Here is a 14,669-nt window from a genome sequence, read left to right as displayed (position 1 = left end):
GGCGTGGCCCGCGTTTCCTGTTAGCGTCGATCACGAAGGGCCGGACGGCCGACCGGGATCGACAGGGAGGAAATGACCATGTTTCGCCTTCGCAGGATTCTCGGTCATGTTGTGAGCGGATTCGCCACCGCCGGCTTGTGCGTGAGCGGTCTCGCTGTCGCCGAAGCCTGACCCACGCCATTCGCCACGATTCTTTGCGCGAAAAAGAATCGCATTTTTCGCCACTGCCGCGGTGACCGCGAACGCCGCCGTCGGTCGCCTGCAGTACCGTGACGGTCCGTGAGCCCCGAGAAGCCGCCGACCGCGCGCCAGGCCGCTGCCGAGCAAACCCGGCAGAAGCTGCTCGAAGCCGCGTTGGCGGAGTTCTCGCGGCGGCCCTACGCCGAGGTGACCGTGGGCGACATCGCGCGCGCCGCCGGCGTGGCGCACGGGCTGGTGTCGCACCACTTCCAAGGCAAGCAAGGCGCGTACGTCGCCGCCGTGGCCGAGGTCTACGAGCAGCTGCGCGAAGCGGAGGAAGCCGAGCAGCCGGCGGCGGTGCCCGACCGGATCCGGGCGCGGTTCCGCGGGTTCGTCACCTTCCTCGCCGCACACCCCGACCTGGCGTTGAACCTGGTCCTCGCCGCCGGCCGGGACGAGGCGTTCGCCGGCCTGCGCGACCGGAACCTGCGGGTGCTCGCCGGACTGCTCGGTCTCGACCCGGACCGCCCCGCAGTGGCCGCGACGCTGCGTTCGTTCGCCGACGGCGCCGTACGCCTCACGGCCGACTGGCTGCGTGCCGACCGGCCGTTCGGGCTCGACGCGCTGGTGGAGGCGTTCTGCGCGCTGCTCGCCGGCGCACTGCGCGGTGCGCACGAACTGGACCCCGCCCTCGACGTGACGAAGGCACTCGCCCACCTGTAGCCCGCACGTGGTTTCGCCCTCCACCAGTCTCGGCGTACGCTGACCATTGATTGACAGTCAATGATTTGTGTTCAGCGAGGAGACCTGGATGAAGCTCGGCGTAACGTTGCCCCAGAACTGGAAGTTCGACCCCCGCACCGACCTGGTCCGCGGCGCCCGCGAGGCGGAGGAGATCGGCTACGACAGCGTGTGGGTGGCCGAACGGGTGCTCTACCCGCAGGACCAGACAGGGATCCACCGGCTCACCGAGTACGGCGACGGCGCCTGGCCCGACGTCTACCGCAAGGTGCTCGACCCGCTGGTGGCGATGACGATGGCCGCGACCGTCACCTCACGAGTCCGGATCGGCGCTTCGGTGCTCCTGCCGCCGCTGCACATGCCTTACCGGCTGGCGAACTCACTGGCCGCGATCGGTGCGATCAGCGGCGGGCGGGTGATCGCGGGCCTCGGCACCGGCTGGTCCGTGGACGAGTTCGCCGCCACCGCGCCCCGGCCCATGAAAGAGCGCGGCGCCGCCCTGGACGAGTTCCTCGACGTGGCCGACGCGGTCTGGGGCCCGGACCCGGCCTCGTTCGAGAACGAGCGCTACACGTTGTGGCCGGCCGAAACCGGCCCCAAGCCGGCCGAGCGGATCCCCGTGTTCCTCGGCGGCTGGTCGGGCAAGCCGCTCGAGCGCATCGCCCGCCGCGCCGACGGCTGGCTCCCGGTCATGGTGCCGCCCGCCCAGGTCGCCTCGACGCTGACCGACCTGCGCAAGCGGGCCGAGGAGCACGGCCGGGACCCGCGGGTGATCCGCTGCATCGCGATCATCGCGCTGGGCGGCGAGTTCGTGCGCGTGGAGACGGCAGATCGCCCGCCGTACCAGGGCAGCATCGAGCAGATCCTCGGCGACCTCGCCGAACTGGGTGCCGCGGGCGTGGAGGAGTCGGTGCTGACGCTGCCGAACATCTCGCGCGACATCGAGGAGTACAGCGACCTGCTCGCCGAGTTCCACGCGGCGTTCGGCGCGGCCGGGATCTGACCACCGGGCCTTTCGGCGTCGCCCCGGACGCCCCGGTGACCGGGGGCGTCCGGGCAAGGCGACTGCTCTTTCGTGCCGTTCCGTGGTCGAGGGTTCGCTCACGGCACAACTTCGGGACTCGGGTCCGGATCGATCTTGCGTCGGGGTGGAGGTGGGGCTCGGGGACGGTCAACAGGCGGGGATTCCTGGCGGGCGTGGTGGGCGCGATCGGGGCCGTGGGCCTCGGCACGGCACAGGTCTCCCCCGAGGGCCGCCAGGTCGCCCTCGACCTGCTCGGCGTCCTGCGGCTCGTGCCGGCGCGGGGCGGGCAGGCCAAGCGCCTGACCGGCGACCTGTTCGACATCGCGATGCCGACGTGGTCGCCGGACTGTTCCGCGCTCGAAGCGCTGACCACCACCACGAGCATCACCGGCGAAGCCCTGGCCGAACCGCCGGGCCGCATCGCCCGCGGCTGCTACGCCGACCTCGTCGTCCTCGGCGCCGATCCGCTGACCCGCTGACCCGCCGACCCGACCGACATCACCGCCGCGGCCGACGTCCGCCGGACCCGGGTGGCCGGTCGCGTGCACACGGTGGACGCCCTGCTGGCGCCCTTGGCCTCGGCGGCACCCTCGACCACGCCCGCGGTCAACACCCGGCTCGCCCCGATCCCCGACCACCCCGCCGACGCCGCCTTCCGGCGGCACGACCCGCATTACGTCGCCGCGGCCCGCACGTCGTGCTGCAGCGGGCACCAGGTCGCCGCCCGGCGAGCGCCGCGATCCCGAGCTCGACGAGCCCTGCCACCTTGACGACCTCGAGTCCGATGTAGACGAAGTGCGCGCGGTTGCGCCGGCCCCGTTCGCCGGCCGGCGCGCGGTCCGAGCGGCGGTTCAGCACCGGCCGCACGCCGGCCGCGAGCACGCGTCACTGATCGCGACCCGGCGAGGGCTGACGTCGCTGTAGCAAAAGGATCTTCGGTTGGGAAGATCTATTACTCGACCCCGATGTGTTGATACGGTCACCGCCGCCACAAGCACGCGATGTACCACGGGTCTTTCGTCCGAAGGGTCGAAGTATGTGCCAGTTGTGCGGTTCCGAAGCGCGGGAAAGCTCCGCGGTCTCGAGGCGGACGTTGTTCGCCGCGGCGGCCGGGCTGGCCGTGACGCCGATGATGCTCGGGACGCCGGCGAACGCCGCGGCCCACCCGGACGCCGGGGTCAACCTGATCCTCCACAATGGACACGTCGTCACCGCGGCGTTGCACGGGCGCACCGCGCAGGCGATCGCGATCCGCGGCGGACGCGTCGAAGCGGCGGGGACGTCGAACGAGATCCTGCGCCTGCGCGGGCGGCACACGCGCACCGTGGACCTCAAGGGCCGCGCGGTCGTGCCGGGGCTCATCGACAGCCACCTGCACCAATTCACCTCGGCGCTCGACCGGCCGAACGTGTCGCTGCTGGAAGCGCGCAGCATCGCCGACGTCGTCGCGGCGATCGGCACCAGGGTCGCCGCGAGCGCGTCCGGCGCGTGGGTGCAGGCGCGGTCGGGCTGGCACGAAAGCCTCCTGGCCGAAGGCCGGCTGCCCGCACGGGCCGAGCTCGACCCGGTGTCGCCCGAGAACCCGGTGTTCATCCCGCGTGGAGGCCACGTCGCCACGGTGAACAGCCGCGCTCTGGAACTCGCCGGCATCACGCGCAACACCCCCGATCCGACGGGCGGCGTCATCGTCCGCGACGCGAGCGGCGAGCCCACCGGCGTGCTCCTGGAACGCGCGCGCTCGCTCGTGACGCCGTTCCTGCCGGCACCGCCGTCGGCCGACCAGCAGCGGCAGCAGCTGCGCGACCAGATGGCCGAGCACAACGCGCTGGGCATCACCGGCGTCACCGAGCCGGGGCTGGACCCGTCGCAGATCGAGATCTACACGCGCCTGTGGCACGACGGCGAGATGACCACGCGAGCACACCTGCTGTGGCGGATCGCGGCGCTCGCGGACGTCGACGCGGCCGTGGCGGCGTTCAAGCCGCGCACCGGCGACGACATGCTCCGCTTCGACGGCCTCAAGTACCTTTCCGACGGCGGCGTCGAAGGCGGCTTCCTGCGCGACCCCTACCAGCTCGTGCCCGGCGAGCAGACCAGCCCGGACTACCACGGCGTCCAGCTTCTGCCGCCCGGCGGCAAGGACGAGCTGACCGAGATGTACCGCCGCGCCGCGCGGCACGGGTTCCAGGTGCAGACCCACGTGGTCGGCGACGCGGCGATGGACTTCATCGTCGACGTCCTCGCCACCGTGCACCGCGACACGTCGCTCACGCACCTGCGCTGGGTGCTGATGCACCTGTTCCTGCCCAGCGGGCCGAACCTCGCGCACATGCGGAAGATGGGCCTGCTCGCGAGCGTGCAGGACCACCCCGTGCTGCTCGGCGCCAACCAGGTCAAGTGGTGGGGCGCCGAACGCGGCTCCCGCGCCGTGCCGATCCGCGACATCCTCGACGCCGGCCTCCTCGCCGGCGGCGGCACCGACGCCCCCGTGGTCCCGCCCAGCCCCCTGTGGTCGCTCCGCTGGATGGTCACGCGCGAAACCCTCAAGGGCGACGTCCTCGGCCCCGAACAGGCCATCACCGCCCGCGAGGCCCTGCACCTCTACACCCTCGGCAGCGCGCAGACGCAGTTCGCCGAACACACCCTCGGCACCCTCGACCCCGGCAAACTCGCCGACCTCGTCGTCCTCGACGCCAACCCCCTCACGGCCGACCCGGGCTCGATCAAGGACCTCGCCGTCGAGATGACCGTCGTCGGCGGGCGCGTGGTGCACGAGGCCTGACCGCAACGACCGAGGCCCGGCCGACCGGCCGGGCCTCGGTGGAGAACTTCAGCGCCAGCCAAGTTCCGGCGCCACGTGCGTCAGGATGCTCTCCAGCACGTGGGCGTTGTACTCCACCCCGAGCTGGTTCGGGATCGTCAGCAGCAGGGTGTCCGCGGTCTCGACGGCCTCGTCCTCCTTGAGCTGGCGCACGAGCTCGTCGGGTTCCGCGGCGTAGGAACGGCCGAAGATCGCCCGGGTGTTCTCGTCGATCATGCCGACCTGGTCGCGCGAGTCGCGGTCGCGGCCGAAGTAGGCGCGGTCGAGGTCGTTGGTGAGCGCGAAGATGCTACGGCTGACCGACACGCGCGGTTCGCGCTCGTGGCCGGCCTCCTTCCACGCCTCGCGGTAGGCCTCGATCTGCTTGCGCTGCTGGATGTGGAGGGGTTCGCCCGTTTCGTCGTCCTTGAGCGTGGAGCTCTGCAGGTTCATGCCGAGCTTCGCGGCCCATACGCCGGTCGCGTTGGAGCCGGAGCCCCACCAGATGCGCTCGCGCAGGCCGGGCGAGTGCGGTTCGACGCGCAGCAGGCCGGGCGGGTTGGCGAACATCGGCCTCGGGTTCGGCTGCGCGAAACCGTCGCCCTCGATGACCTTGAGGAACACCTCGGCGTGCTGGCGGGCCATGTCCGAGTCGGTTTCGCCGTCGGCGGGCGCGAAGCCGAAGTAACGCCAGCCGTCGATCACCTGCTCGGGGGATCCCCGGCTGATGCCGAGCTGGAGCCTGCCGCTGGAAATGAGGTCGGCCGCGCCGGCGTCCTCCGCCATGTAGAGCGGGTTCTCGTAGCGCATGTCGATCACGCCGGTGCCGATTTCGATCTTCGAGGTACGGGCACCGATGGCCGAGAGCAGCGGAAACGGGCTGCCGGCCTGCCGCGCGAAGTGGTGCACGCGGAAGTAGGCGCCGTCCACGCCGAGCTCCTCGGCCGCCACCGCCAGGTCGATCGACTGGTGCAGGAAGTCCTTCGCCGACCGGGTCTCTGAGTGCGCGGTGTCCGACCAGTGGCCGAACGAGAGGAAACCAATCTTCTTCACGCCCGTGGAAGCGTACGCGGGCCTCGATTGATTCCCGACGCGGTGCGGCTCACGTCCTCGCCGCGGGTCGCCCCGGCCGGTAAACTGACGACAGAACGCACACTGGGGGTGTCGTCGTAGATCCGCTCTCCTCCGCACTGGTGGCCACGCTGGGTGCCACCTTCTCCGCGCTGTACCAGTGGGCGGTCGAGCGCGGGGCCGACAAGCTCACCGCTCAACGCCGGGCGCGAGCCCTGGGCGACCCCCACCGGCAGCTGGTCGCGGCCGAGGAGGATCTGGCCGAGCTGCGGCGGGTCGAGTTCCCGGCCGTGCCCGACGGCGACTGGCAGGCCGCGCTCGACGCGGTGGCGGTCGCTCTCGACGCCGCCGACGTGGGCCGTCTCGTCCGCACGAACCCGGCCGTGCTCGTCGACGAAGACCGCCTGCGGGCCCGCGTCCGCGCCGCCGGCGGCCACGCGCTCGACGCCGCCGCCCTGGGCTCCGACGGCACCGCGGCGTTCCACCGCCTGCTCGACGAGTGCTGCCGGCGCATCGCCCGGCGCGCCCGGGCCGTCGACGAGGTCATGCGCGCCGTGCAGGCCGGGATGGCCGGCGACGTGCTGAAGATCCGCCGCGCCGTCGTCGACCTGCAGGGCCAGGAGGACCGGCGCACGCGCGACCGCGCCGAAGCCTTCGAGCAGCACTACCTGTCCTACCTCGCCACGGACTACGCCACCTTCGAGCTGTTCCAGGTCGGCCACGGCCGCGCCCCCGTGCGCCACTCGTTCTCGCAGTACTACGCGGCGCCGTCGGTCACCCGCCAGGGCGGGACGGCCGAGGGCTCGGCGCTGACCGGCGCGGGCACCAACACCGCCCACGCGCTGGCCGCCGAGCGGCGCGTGCTGCTCGTCGGCGGCGCGGGCGCCGGGAAGACGACACTGCTGCAGTGGCTGGCCTACACGGCGGCCACCGCCGGGTTCACCGGCGACGGCGAAAGCGAAGACCCCTGGCGCGGCGTCGTGCCGTTTTTCGTGCCGCTGCGCGAGTTCGCCGACCGCGGCCTGCCTCAACCCGAAGACCTCGTGCGCGTGACAGCACCCGCGCTGGCCGGCGAGAAACCCGCGCGGTGGTCAGCGAGCTGCTGCGCTCCGGGCGCGCGATGGTGCTCGTCGACGGCGTGGACGAGGTCCTGCAGCCGCGGCGAGAGGAAGTGCGCCGCTGGCTCGAAGGCCTGCTGCGCGGGTACCCCGGAGCGCGCTACGTCGTGAGTACCCGCCCCGCCGTCGTCGACCCCGAGTGGCCGATCGCCGGCGAGCCCTTCCCCGCGTACGAGCTCCTGCCGCTCAGCGGGCGGGGCATGCGGGAGCTCATCGGCAACTGGTTCAGCGCCGCCCGCGCGATGGAGACCGACGAGCTGCAGCGCTCCTGGCTCGCCGACTGCGAACAACGGCTCGGCGACTCGCTCGCGACGCGCCCGGACGTGCGCGGGCTGGTCTCGAGCCCGCTGCTGTGCTCCCTGCTGTGCGCGCTCTACCGGCGGGAGAACATGTACCTCCCGCAGAGCCGCAAAGACCTGCTCGACAAGGCGCTGAAGCTGCTGCTCGGCGAGTGGGACACGCGGCGCGGGGTGCAGGTCGAGGACGAGCTGAAGATGTCGGACAACGAGAAGATCATCCTCCTGGAGCGGTTCGCCGCGCCGATGGTCCGCAACGCCGAACTGCTCGTGCACCCCGAAGACGCGCGCAAGCGCTTCGGCCGTGCGATGTCCGGGCTGCGCTCGCAGGGCATCGAGCCCGACCTGGTGCTGCGGCACCTGCTCGAGCGCAGTGGCGTCCTGCGGCAGAACACCGTGGACGGGCGGATCGCGTTCGTGCACCGCACGTTCCGCGATTTCCTCGCGGCCGGCGAGTTCGTGAAGTCCGGCGAGCTCGGCTACCTCGTCGAGCACGCCCACGACGACGCGCTCAACGAGGTCGTGTTCATGGTCGCCGCCCAGGCCCGCGCACGGGAGGCCGGCGACTTGCTGGCCCGGCTGCTGGAGCGGGCGCGCAAGCGCGGCAACCGCGAGGTCGCCGACCGGCTGTCGCTGCTGGCCGCGGCGGCGATGAGCTACGTCGACGTGATCGAGCCCGAGCAGGTGCGCACCGACGTGCTGGCCGCGGTCCGCGGGCTCATCCCGCCCGCCGGGTTCGACCAGGCGGAGCTGCTCGCCAAGGCCGGCTCGTTCGTGATCGACCTGCTCCCCGGGCCGGCCGAGATCACCCGGCACGCGAGCGGCGACGTGGATCTGGTGGCGGCGCGCGTGATCCGCACGCTCGCGCTGATCGGCGGCGAGGAGTCGTGGGAGAAGATCCAGGCGTTCAGCCGCACGCACCGGGGTTCGGTGATCGACGAGCTGCTGCGGGCCTGGCGCCACAACGAGTACTCCGAGGAGTACGCCGCCACCCTGCTGTCCAGTGTGGACTTCGGCGACTTCGTGCTGGAGGTGCACCGCTGGGACGTGCTGCGCCGGCTGCGCCACCTTCGCACGCTCACGGCGATCCAGCTGGTCGGCGACGTGACGCTCGACGACCCGGCCCTCGGGCTGCACCCGCTCACCCGGCTGCCCGCTTTGCGCCACCTCGAGATCAAGTCCAACGACGTCGTGCACGACCTCGAAGGGCTCGTCGCCTGCCGCGCGCTGCGTTCCCTGTGGATCACCGGCTTCGGCAGTGCGCTGACCGACCTCTCGGCACTGTCACGCATGCACCTCACCGACCTGCGGCTGCACGCCGGCACGCTCGACGCGATCCAAGCCCTGGCGTCGGTCGAGGGCATCTACCTGCCGCGGTTGTCGGTGCGCCACCGCAAGCTCGTCGACGGCCTGGACGTGCTGCCCGAGGGCCTGCGCGTGGGCGAGCTCGTGGTCGACATGGGCGCGGACCAGCGTGACCTGCGGGGCATCACCCGCCTCGCCGACGTGCACACGGTCGCCGCGGCCGGCGTTCCCTCCGTCGCGGAGGTCGACGAGCTGGCCGCGCTGCCGGCGTTGCGCGCCCTCGTCCTCACCGCCGCGGCCCCGGCGCGTGACCTCGTGCGCCTTCGTCGGCTCGGCGCGCTGCGCATCGAGCTGTCGGGCCTCACCCCGGCCGACGACCGGGCGGCGCGCGAGGCGCTGCCGGAAGCCGACCTCGTGCTGCACCTCGACTTGGCGGCGAGCATCACCGAACGCTGACCCTGCTCAAGCAGTTCCTCCGTCGAGGTCGGCTTGCTGAATTCGATCCCGCGGACTGGCGAAGATCTGGTTCGTCGTCGAAGGTCTCCGTGGTCAGCCGCGTGCGATGGGATGCTCGATCTGCTCGCGGAGGATGTCGCCGTGGCCTGCGTGACGCGCGAAGTCCTCGATCGCGAGCAGGTAGACGAACCGCAGGCTGACGTCGCCGACCCGGGGGTGTGTCCTGATGTCGTCGAGTTCGAACCCGGCGGCGATCTCGCGGGAGCGCCGGGCGGCGCGCTCGAATTCGGAGATCACGTCGGCCAGGCTCTGGTTGTCGTCGACGAGGAAACTGGCGTCGCCCGGCGTCGTGCCGCCGTCGCATTCGCTCTCGGGCAGGCCCGCCAGGACGTGCTGGAACCAGATCCGTTCGGCGACCGCGGCGTGCTTGACCAATCCGATCGGGGTGGTGAGCGACGCAACGAAGCGGCGGCGAGCCGCTGCCTCGGACAGGCCGCGCACCGTGTTGACCAGCTCGGCCCGGTTGCGGTCGAGCATGCTCTCGAGCAAGCGGCGTTCGGTGCCGGTGGTGATCGGTGGCATGGACCGGGTCATGGTCGGCTCGATTCTGGTGGGAGTGGATCTGCCCGGTGTAGCGGTGGTTTCGGTTCTCGGCGCGCCGGTCGCCACGGACGAGGACCACGTCGCATCGTGGCGGGCGCGTGATCGAGGTTCCGGCGTCGCCGGACGAGTGGTCTGGGCGAGTCGCTCGCCGAGCGCGGTTGCCGGCTCTGAGTCGCAAGATCTGCGCGGCGGGAGAACCCGGGTCTTCACCGATCAGTGGCGTCACGCGCAGGCGTAACCCGAACTCTAGCCCCAGGCGGGTGCGAGGTCGACCTGTGTCACCATCGCGAGGTGGAAGAGCCCTCGTCCTGGTCCACAGAGGACGTCGCCGCGCCCGACGCGTTCGGGTACTGGTCCGAGGTCATCTGCGACGCCCTCGTGCAGGTCTCGGCCCGTGCGACCGGCGAGGCACCGTTCACGGGCCGGTTCGAGCACGCCGCACTCGACGGCGTCGGGCTGTCGACGGTCGCGTCCGGCCCGCAGGAAGTGGCGCGCACGACGCGGCTGATCGCGCGCGACCCGGAGGAATACCTCCTGGTCAACGTGCAAACGGGCGGGCGTTCCCTGGCGCAGCAGGACGGGCGGACGGCCACGCTGGAGCCGGGGACGATGACGGTGCTGGACAGCACGCGGCCCTATCGGCTGGAGTTCGCGGGAGCGTTCTCCCAGATCATCCTGCGGGTGCCGCGGACGCTGCTGCCCGCCCGGGCCGCGGCCGGTGTCACGGCCGTCGAGCTGGACGGGCGCGGCCCCGGCCGGCTCGTCGCCGAATTCCTCGCCGGGCTGGCCCGGCAGCAGCGCGAAGACCCGGCGGTGGCCGCCGCGCTGCTGCCGCATGCCGTCGGCCTGCTGGAAACGGCCCTCGACTGGGCCGCCCGCGGCACCACCCCGACGTCGGCCTCGCTGTCGCGGGAACGGATCCACCGGTTCGTCCGGCAGCACCTGGCCGATCCGGCGCTGGACGCCGGCGCGGTGGCCGCGGGGTGCGGGCTGTCGCGGCGGTCGATGTTCCGGGCGCTGGCCGACGACGGGGAGTCGCTCACCGCGCTGATCCGGCGCCTGCGCGTGGCCCGCGCCCGGCGGCTGCTGCGTGACCGGCCGGACCTGCCGCTGGCCGTGATCGCCGCGCAGTCCGGGTTCGGCGGCGCGGCCCAGCTGCACCGGGCGTTCCGCGCCGTCGAAGGCACGACACCGGGGACCTTCCGGGCCAACCGGCCCTGAGAGGCTCAGCCCATCAGCTCGCGCACGATCTCCAGGAACCGGGGCGGCGGCGGGGGCTGCGGGCTCTCGACGAACGCGCCGGTCGCCACGTCGTAGCGCGGGCCGGACGCCGGGTCGTACACGTGGTAGCCGTCTTCCCGCAGCTGGGTCACGTTGCGCTGCACCGCCGCCTTGGCCCACATCTCCCCCGTCATCACCGGGAAGAACGCGACGGGGTGCGTTGCGGCGAGCACGGTCGTGGCCAGCATGTTCGGCGCGGCGCCCGCCGCGACCGTGGACAGCGTGTGGGCGCTGGCCGGGAGGATCACCGTGAGGTCGTGTCCGGCGGCCAGTGTGGCGTGGTTGTCGGCCGGCCACGTCGCCGCGTCCGCGCCCGTCACCACGCGGTCGGCGAACAGGCCGACGGTGTGCGCGGGCAGGAAAGTCGCCGCGGTGTGCGTCATGAGCACGGTGATCGGGCCACGCAAGACCGTCCGCAGCGCGCCGAGGTGCATCGGCAGTGTCGCGACCGCGGCCGAGCCGGTCGCCCCGATGAGCAGGCGACCTTCGAAGGTGTTGTCCATGCGACCACGATGGCCGGTCGCGCCCGCTCAGGCGTGACCAGCTGTGCCCGGACGGGTGACGCCTTGCGCCGGCTAACCCTCTCGCGCGACGGATCCCGGCAGCGGTCTGCGCGCCGTCTCCCGCATGAAGAGGACGCAAATCCCGCCGATCACCCCGGCGATCATCAGGTAGTACGCGGGCCAGTTGAGGTCCCCCGTGCCCGAGACGAGCGCGCTCATCACCGTCGCCGTGGTCCCGCCGAACAGGGACACCGAAAGGTTGAACGCGATCGACAGCCCGCCGGCGCGGACGTTCGTGGGGAACAGCGCCGGCAGCGTCGACGGGAGGATCGCCGAGAACAGCACCAGCACGAGCCCCATCACCAGCAGGCCGAAGAACGTCGAGGTGGTGCCGCCGGCGCGGACCAGCAGAACGGCGGGCAGCGACAGCACCACGAGCCCGAGGCAGCCGGCCAGGATCACCGGCCGCCGGCCGACCTTGTCCGACAGCCGGCCGACGAACGTGATCACCACCATCAGCAGCACGAGCACCACGATCTGCAGGATCTCCGACGCCGTCTTGCCGACGCCGGTGTGCTGCTCGGGCAGCGTTTCCGTCAGGTAGGTCGGCATGTAGCTGGTGAGCATGTAGTTCGCGACGTTCCACGTCAGCACGAGCCCGGCGCACAGCAGCATCGCGGGCCAGTACTTCGTGAACACCGCGCGCACCTCGCCGCCCAGTGACCGGACGCGTTCGTCCGGCTTCTCCGTCTCCTGGAGCTGCGCGAACGCGGGCGACTCCTCCAGCCGCCGGCGCAGGTAGAGCCCGACGGCCCCGAGCGGGAGTGCGAGCAGGAACGGGATGCGCCAGCCCCACGTCAGCAGCGCCTGGTCGGACAGGACCGCGCTGAGCACGGTGGCGATCGTCGCGCCGAACGCGTAGCCGGTCAGCGTGCCGAACTCGAGCCAGCTGCCGAAGAACCCGCGCCGGCGGTCCGGCGCGTACTCGGCGATGAACGTCATGGCGTTGCCGTACTCACCGCCGGTGGAGATGCCCTGCGCCAGCCGGGCGAGCAGCACGAGCAGGGGCGCGGCGAGGCCGATGGCGCCGTAGCTCGGAATCACCCCGAGGGCGAACGTGCCCAGCGCCATGAGGATCACCGTGAGCGACAGGACCTTTTTCCGCCCGATCCGGTCACCCAGCGGCCCGAAGATCAGCCCGCCGAACGGGCGGATCAGGAACGAGACGGCGAACACCCCGAACGTCGCGATCTGCCCGGCCGAAGCCGGCAGGTCCGTGAAGAACACCTTCTGGATCGTCGTCGCCAAGTACCCGTAGACGCCGAAGTCGTACCACTCGGTGATGTTGCCGATCGCGGCCGCGCCGACCGCCCGGTTGATCACCACGGGCTCGACGACCTGGATGTCGCCGGCCTTCCCCTCCACCATGGATCCACCTTCCGGCCGCCCGCCGTTCAGCGGCCGCGTACGAGTGTCTCCCGGATCATCGAAGTCTGCCGGTTCACCGCTGCTTGCCCAGGCCCGGTGCGGGTTTCACACGATCCGGGTGGGATTCAGCGCAGCCGGTTCGCGACCGTTTTCTTCCGTTCGGGCGAAGGGCGATGCGCCTGAGCGATTCGGACGAGAGGACCGGCTTTTCGCGCGGCGCGGGCACACCGTAGCCCCGCGTGTTGCCGCGGGCGTCGTCCACGGTGAGGTGGCCGGAGCCGCCTTGTCCCCCGCCGTCGGCGACGCGGAGTCCGCGCGGCAGCAGGGTGGTGAGGGTGTCGACGATGGCGCGCGCCTCGGGATCGTCGGTGACCGCGACGAGCTTCAGGATTTCACGATTCTCCGTCCACCCCGTCGGTTGCGGTCTCCGGGCAGCTTGGGCAGAATCGAGGAAATGGAGTTGTCGTACGCCGGATTGACAAGCCGCCGCACCGGGAGCATGAACGTGGAACCGGCGGCCACCGTCCCCGAGAAATGCGCGACGCTGACATTGGCATCGAGGCAGAAGCAAATGGATTCCTGGCTGCTGGTCCGACCACCTTGATCGACGACGCGCGGTCGTCGAACGACCCGAGCGACGCGGCCAACGTGCCGGGCCGACGGAATCGCCCGCGTAGAAAGGTCTTGTCGTCGAGCGTGGCCCGGCCGTCGCCACGGAAGCCGTGCCGGCCCCCGAAACGAGCGTGTTCCCCACCGCAGCTACCGCACCCCGGCCGCGACGACAAACGCGCAGTCTTCTTCAGGGGACTCCTCGTGCGGATTTCATCTTTCCCCGGAAGCTGACCAGGGCCTGCGCAGTTCCACCAGGGGCCGGATTATCCCGCGATAGATCGGTCACCGGATCAAGGAACGAAAAGGTGCCGGACGGAATCAGTTTCAATCTCGTACGCTATTCCGCGGTGAAACCGCGGTATTCGTCCGCGCTCATCAGCTTCACCTCGCCGGACGCGGATTCGGCCGAGTCCACGACGACGCTGAGCACGATCAGCCAGCCCTCCCCGTACGGTTCGTCGTTGACGAGCTCCGGGCTGTCGACGAGAAGCGGGTTCACCGCGGTGACCACCCCGGGCACCGGGGCGTAGACCTCGGACACGCTCTTGGTCGACTCGATCTCGCCGAAGGCCTCGCCGGCCACCAACTCGTCGCCCACCGCGGGCAAGGTGACGGTGATCAGGTCCCCCAGCGACTCCTGCGCGAAGTCCGTGATCCCCACGCGCGCCGAGCCACGCGGCGACAACCGCACCCACACGTGCTGCTCAGTGTATTCGACGTCGGGGTCCACTTCAGCCATCGCGGGGCACACCTCTCCGGGAACGGGTTCGACGATGCGGTGCCGGCGACTGTGCTCCGCGAACGCCCGGATCGCATCGGGGTGAACCCCAGTGCGGCACCGAGTCGGGTGACCGAATTCGGCCAAGTCCCTCGCGGCATCGCGGCAAGGGCCCCGCTCGTGCCCACCTGCACCAGGTGATCACCAAGTTGTGCATCACGTCCCGGGCCGAGCGCTACTGCTCGTTGTCCGGGAGGTAGCCGCTCGCGCGCACCGGGCGCAGCCACTCCACGTGCAGGATCCAGTGCTTTTCGGATTGGCGCAGCCAACCGGACGCGGTCACCGGGCGCAGGATGCTGGCCCGGGTCAGCGCGGTGGGGTCCGTGGGGAACTCGAGCGCGACGCAGTCCCCCGAGCCGTCCAGGACGACGGCCAGGTCGAGCTGCCCGTCTTGCGCGGCGCGGACCTCGAGCACCCCCGTGACCACCACCCGCAGGCCGGTCCGGGAGCCGATCGTGCCGGTCACCCCTTCA

The 14,669-nt window shown here is 71.4% G+C and carries 14 protein-coding genes; 8 read left to right on the top strand and 6 right to left on the bottom strand.

The annotated features are described in order from the left end of the window. The first annotated feature begins 279 nt into the window (after nucleotides 1-279). The 5 genes from AB0M56_RS34150 (at nucleotide 280) to AB0M56_RS34130 (ending at nucleotide 4,727) form a co-directional block, all read left to right on the top strand. Nucleotides 280-903, top strand: a complete 624-nt coding sequence (locus AB0M56_RS34150; RefSeq protein ID WP_364183863.1) for a TetR/AcrR family transcriptional regulator — start codon at nucleotides 280-282, stop codon at nucleotides 901-903. Nucleotides 904-991: 88 nt separating this feature from the next. Then, nucleotides 992-1,924 (top strand): TIGR03619 family F420-dependent LLM class oxidoreductase, encoded by a 933-nt coding sequence (locus AB0M56_RS34145; protein ID WP_364183860.1) that lies wholly within the window; start codon nucleotides 992-994, stop codon nucleotides 1,922-1,924. 194 nt (nucleotides 1,925-2,118) lie between these two features. After that, nucleotides 2,119-2,424 carry a hypothetical protein gene (locus AB0M56_RS34140; protein ID WP_364183857.1) on the top strand — a complete coding sequence of 102 codons (306 nt, stop codon included), beginning with the start codon at nucleotides 2,119-2,121 and terminating at the stop codon, nucleotides 2,422-2,424. A gap of 72 nt (nucleotides 2,425-2,496) precedes the next feature. Further along, nucleotides 2,497-2,715, top strand: coding sequence for a hypothetical protein (locus AB0M56_RS34135; RefSeq protein WP_364183854.1), 219 nt, complete (start codon nucleotides 2,497-2,499; stop codon nucleotides 2,713-2,715). A 275-nt stretch (nucleotides 2,716-2,990) separates the two neighbouring features. Continuing rightward, the gene (locus AB0M56_RS34130; protein ID WP_364183851.1) at nucleotides 2,991-4,727 is read left to right on the top strand and encodes an amidohydrolase; all 1,737 of its coding nucleotides are present in this window, start codon (nucleotides 2,991-2,993) and stop codon (nucleotides 4,725-4,727) included. A gap of 48 nt (nucleotides 4,728-4,775) precedes the next feature. Here AB0M56_RS34130 and AB0M56_RS34125 read toward each other — a convergent pair whose 3' ends face one another. Further along, nucleotides 4,776-5,798 carry an LLM class flavin-dependent oxidoreductase gene (locus tag AB0M56_RS34125; protein ID WP_364183848.1) on the bottom strand — a complete coding sequence of 341 codons (1,023 nt, stop codon included), beginning with the start codon at nucleotides 5,796-5,798 and terminating at the stop codon, nucleotides 4,776-4,778. A gap of 140 nt (nucleotides 5,799-5,938) precedes the next feature. Here AB0M56_RS34125 and AB0M56_RS34120 point away from each other — a divergent pair, with 140 nt between their 5' ends. Continuing rightward, nucleotides 5,939-7,045 carry an NACHT domain-containing protein gene (locus AB0M56_RS34120; protein WP_364183845.1) on the top strand — a complete coding sequence of 369 codons (1,107 nt, stop codon included), beginning with the start codon at nucleotides 5,939-5,941 and terminating at the stop codon, nucleotides 7,043-7,045. A gap of 2,039 nt (nucleotides 7,046-9,084) precedes the next feature. Here the strand turns inward: AB0M56_RS34120 and AB0M56_RS34115 are convergent. Continuing rightward, nucleotides 9,085-9,585, bottom strand: a complete 501-nt coding sequence (locus AB0M56_RS34115) for a DinB family protein (protein ID WP_364183952.1) — start codon at nucleotides 9,583-9,585, stop codon at nucleotides 9,085-9,087. 300 nt (nucleotides 9,586-9,885) lie between these two features. Between AB0M56_RS34115 and AB0M56_RS34110 the strand changes: the two genes are divergently transcribed. Further along, a complete protein-coding gene (locus tag AB0M56_RS34110; protein ID WP_364183842.1) occupies nucleotides 9,886-10,815 on the top strand; it encodes an AraC family transcriptional regulator in 930 nt (309 codons plus the stop codon). Nucleotides 10,816-10,820: 5 nt separating this feature from the next. Here AB0M56_RS34110 and AB0M56_RS34105 read toward each other — a convergent pair whose 3' ends face one another. Continuing rightward, nucleotides 10,821-11,378: a flavoprotein gene (locus AB0M56_RS34105; protein ID WP_364183840.1), complete on the bottom strand. Its 558-nt coding sequence runs from the start codon at nucleotides 11,376-11,378 to the stop codon at nucleotides 10,821-10,823. A gap of 72 nt (nucleotides 11,379-11,450) precedes the next feature. Continuing rightward, the gene (locus AB0M56_RS34100; RefSeq protein ID WP_364183837.1) at nucleotides 11,451-12,806 is read right to left on the bottom strand and encodes an MFS transporter; all 1,356 of its coding nucleotides are present in this window, start codon (nucleotides 12,804-12,806) and stop codon (nucleotides 11,451-11,453) included. 283 nt (nucleotides 12,807-13,089) lie between these two features. Here AB0M56_RS34100 and AB0M56_RS34095 point away from each other — a divergent pair, with 283 nt between their 5' ends. Next, entirely contained in the window at nucleotides 13,090-13,410 is a 321-nt protein-coding gene (locus AB0M56_RS34095) for a hypothetical protein (RefSeq protein WP_364183834.1), read from the top strand. A gap of 345 nt (nucleotides 13,411-13,755) precedes the next feature. On the opposite strand, the gene gcvH is transcribed toward AB0M56_RS34095, so the two are convergent. Continuing rightward, nucleotides 13,756-14,157 (bottom strand): glycine cleavage system protein GcvH, encoded by a 402-nt coding sequence (gene gcvH / locus AB0M56_RS34090; protein ID WP_364183831.1) that lies wholly within the window; start codon nucleotides 14,155-14,157, stop codon nucleotides 13,756-13,758. 214 nt (nucleotides 14,158-14,371) lie between these two features. Next, nucleotides 14,372-14,662, bottom strand: a complete 291-nt coding sequence (locus AB0M56_RS34085) for a hypothetical protein (RefSeq protein ID WP_364183828.1) — start codon at nucleotides 14,660-14,662, stop codon at nucleotides 14,372-14,374. Nucleotides 14,663-14,669: the final 7 nt, after the last annotated feature.

It is taken from the genome of Amycolatopsis sp. NPDC051372, assembly GCF_040682095.1.
Taxonomy (GTDB): Bacteria; Actinomycetota; Actinomycetes; order Mycobacteriales; family Pseudonocardiaceae; genus Amycolatopsis.
Note: the sequence above shows the minus strand (reverse complement) of the source record. Positions and strands in the feature narration are given on the sequence as shown.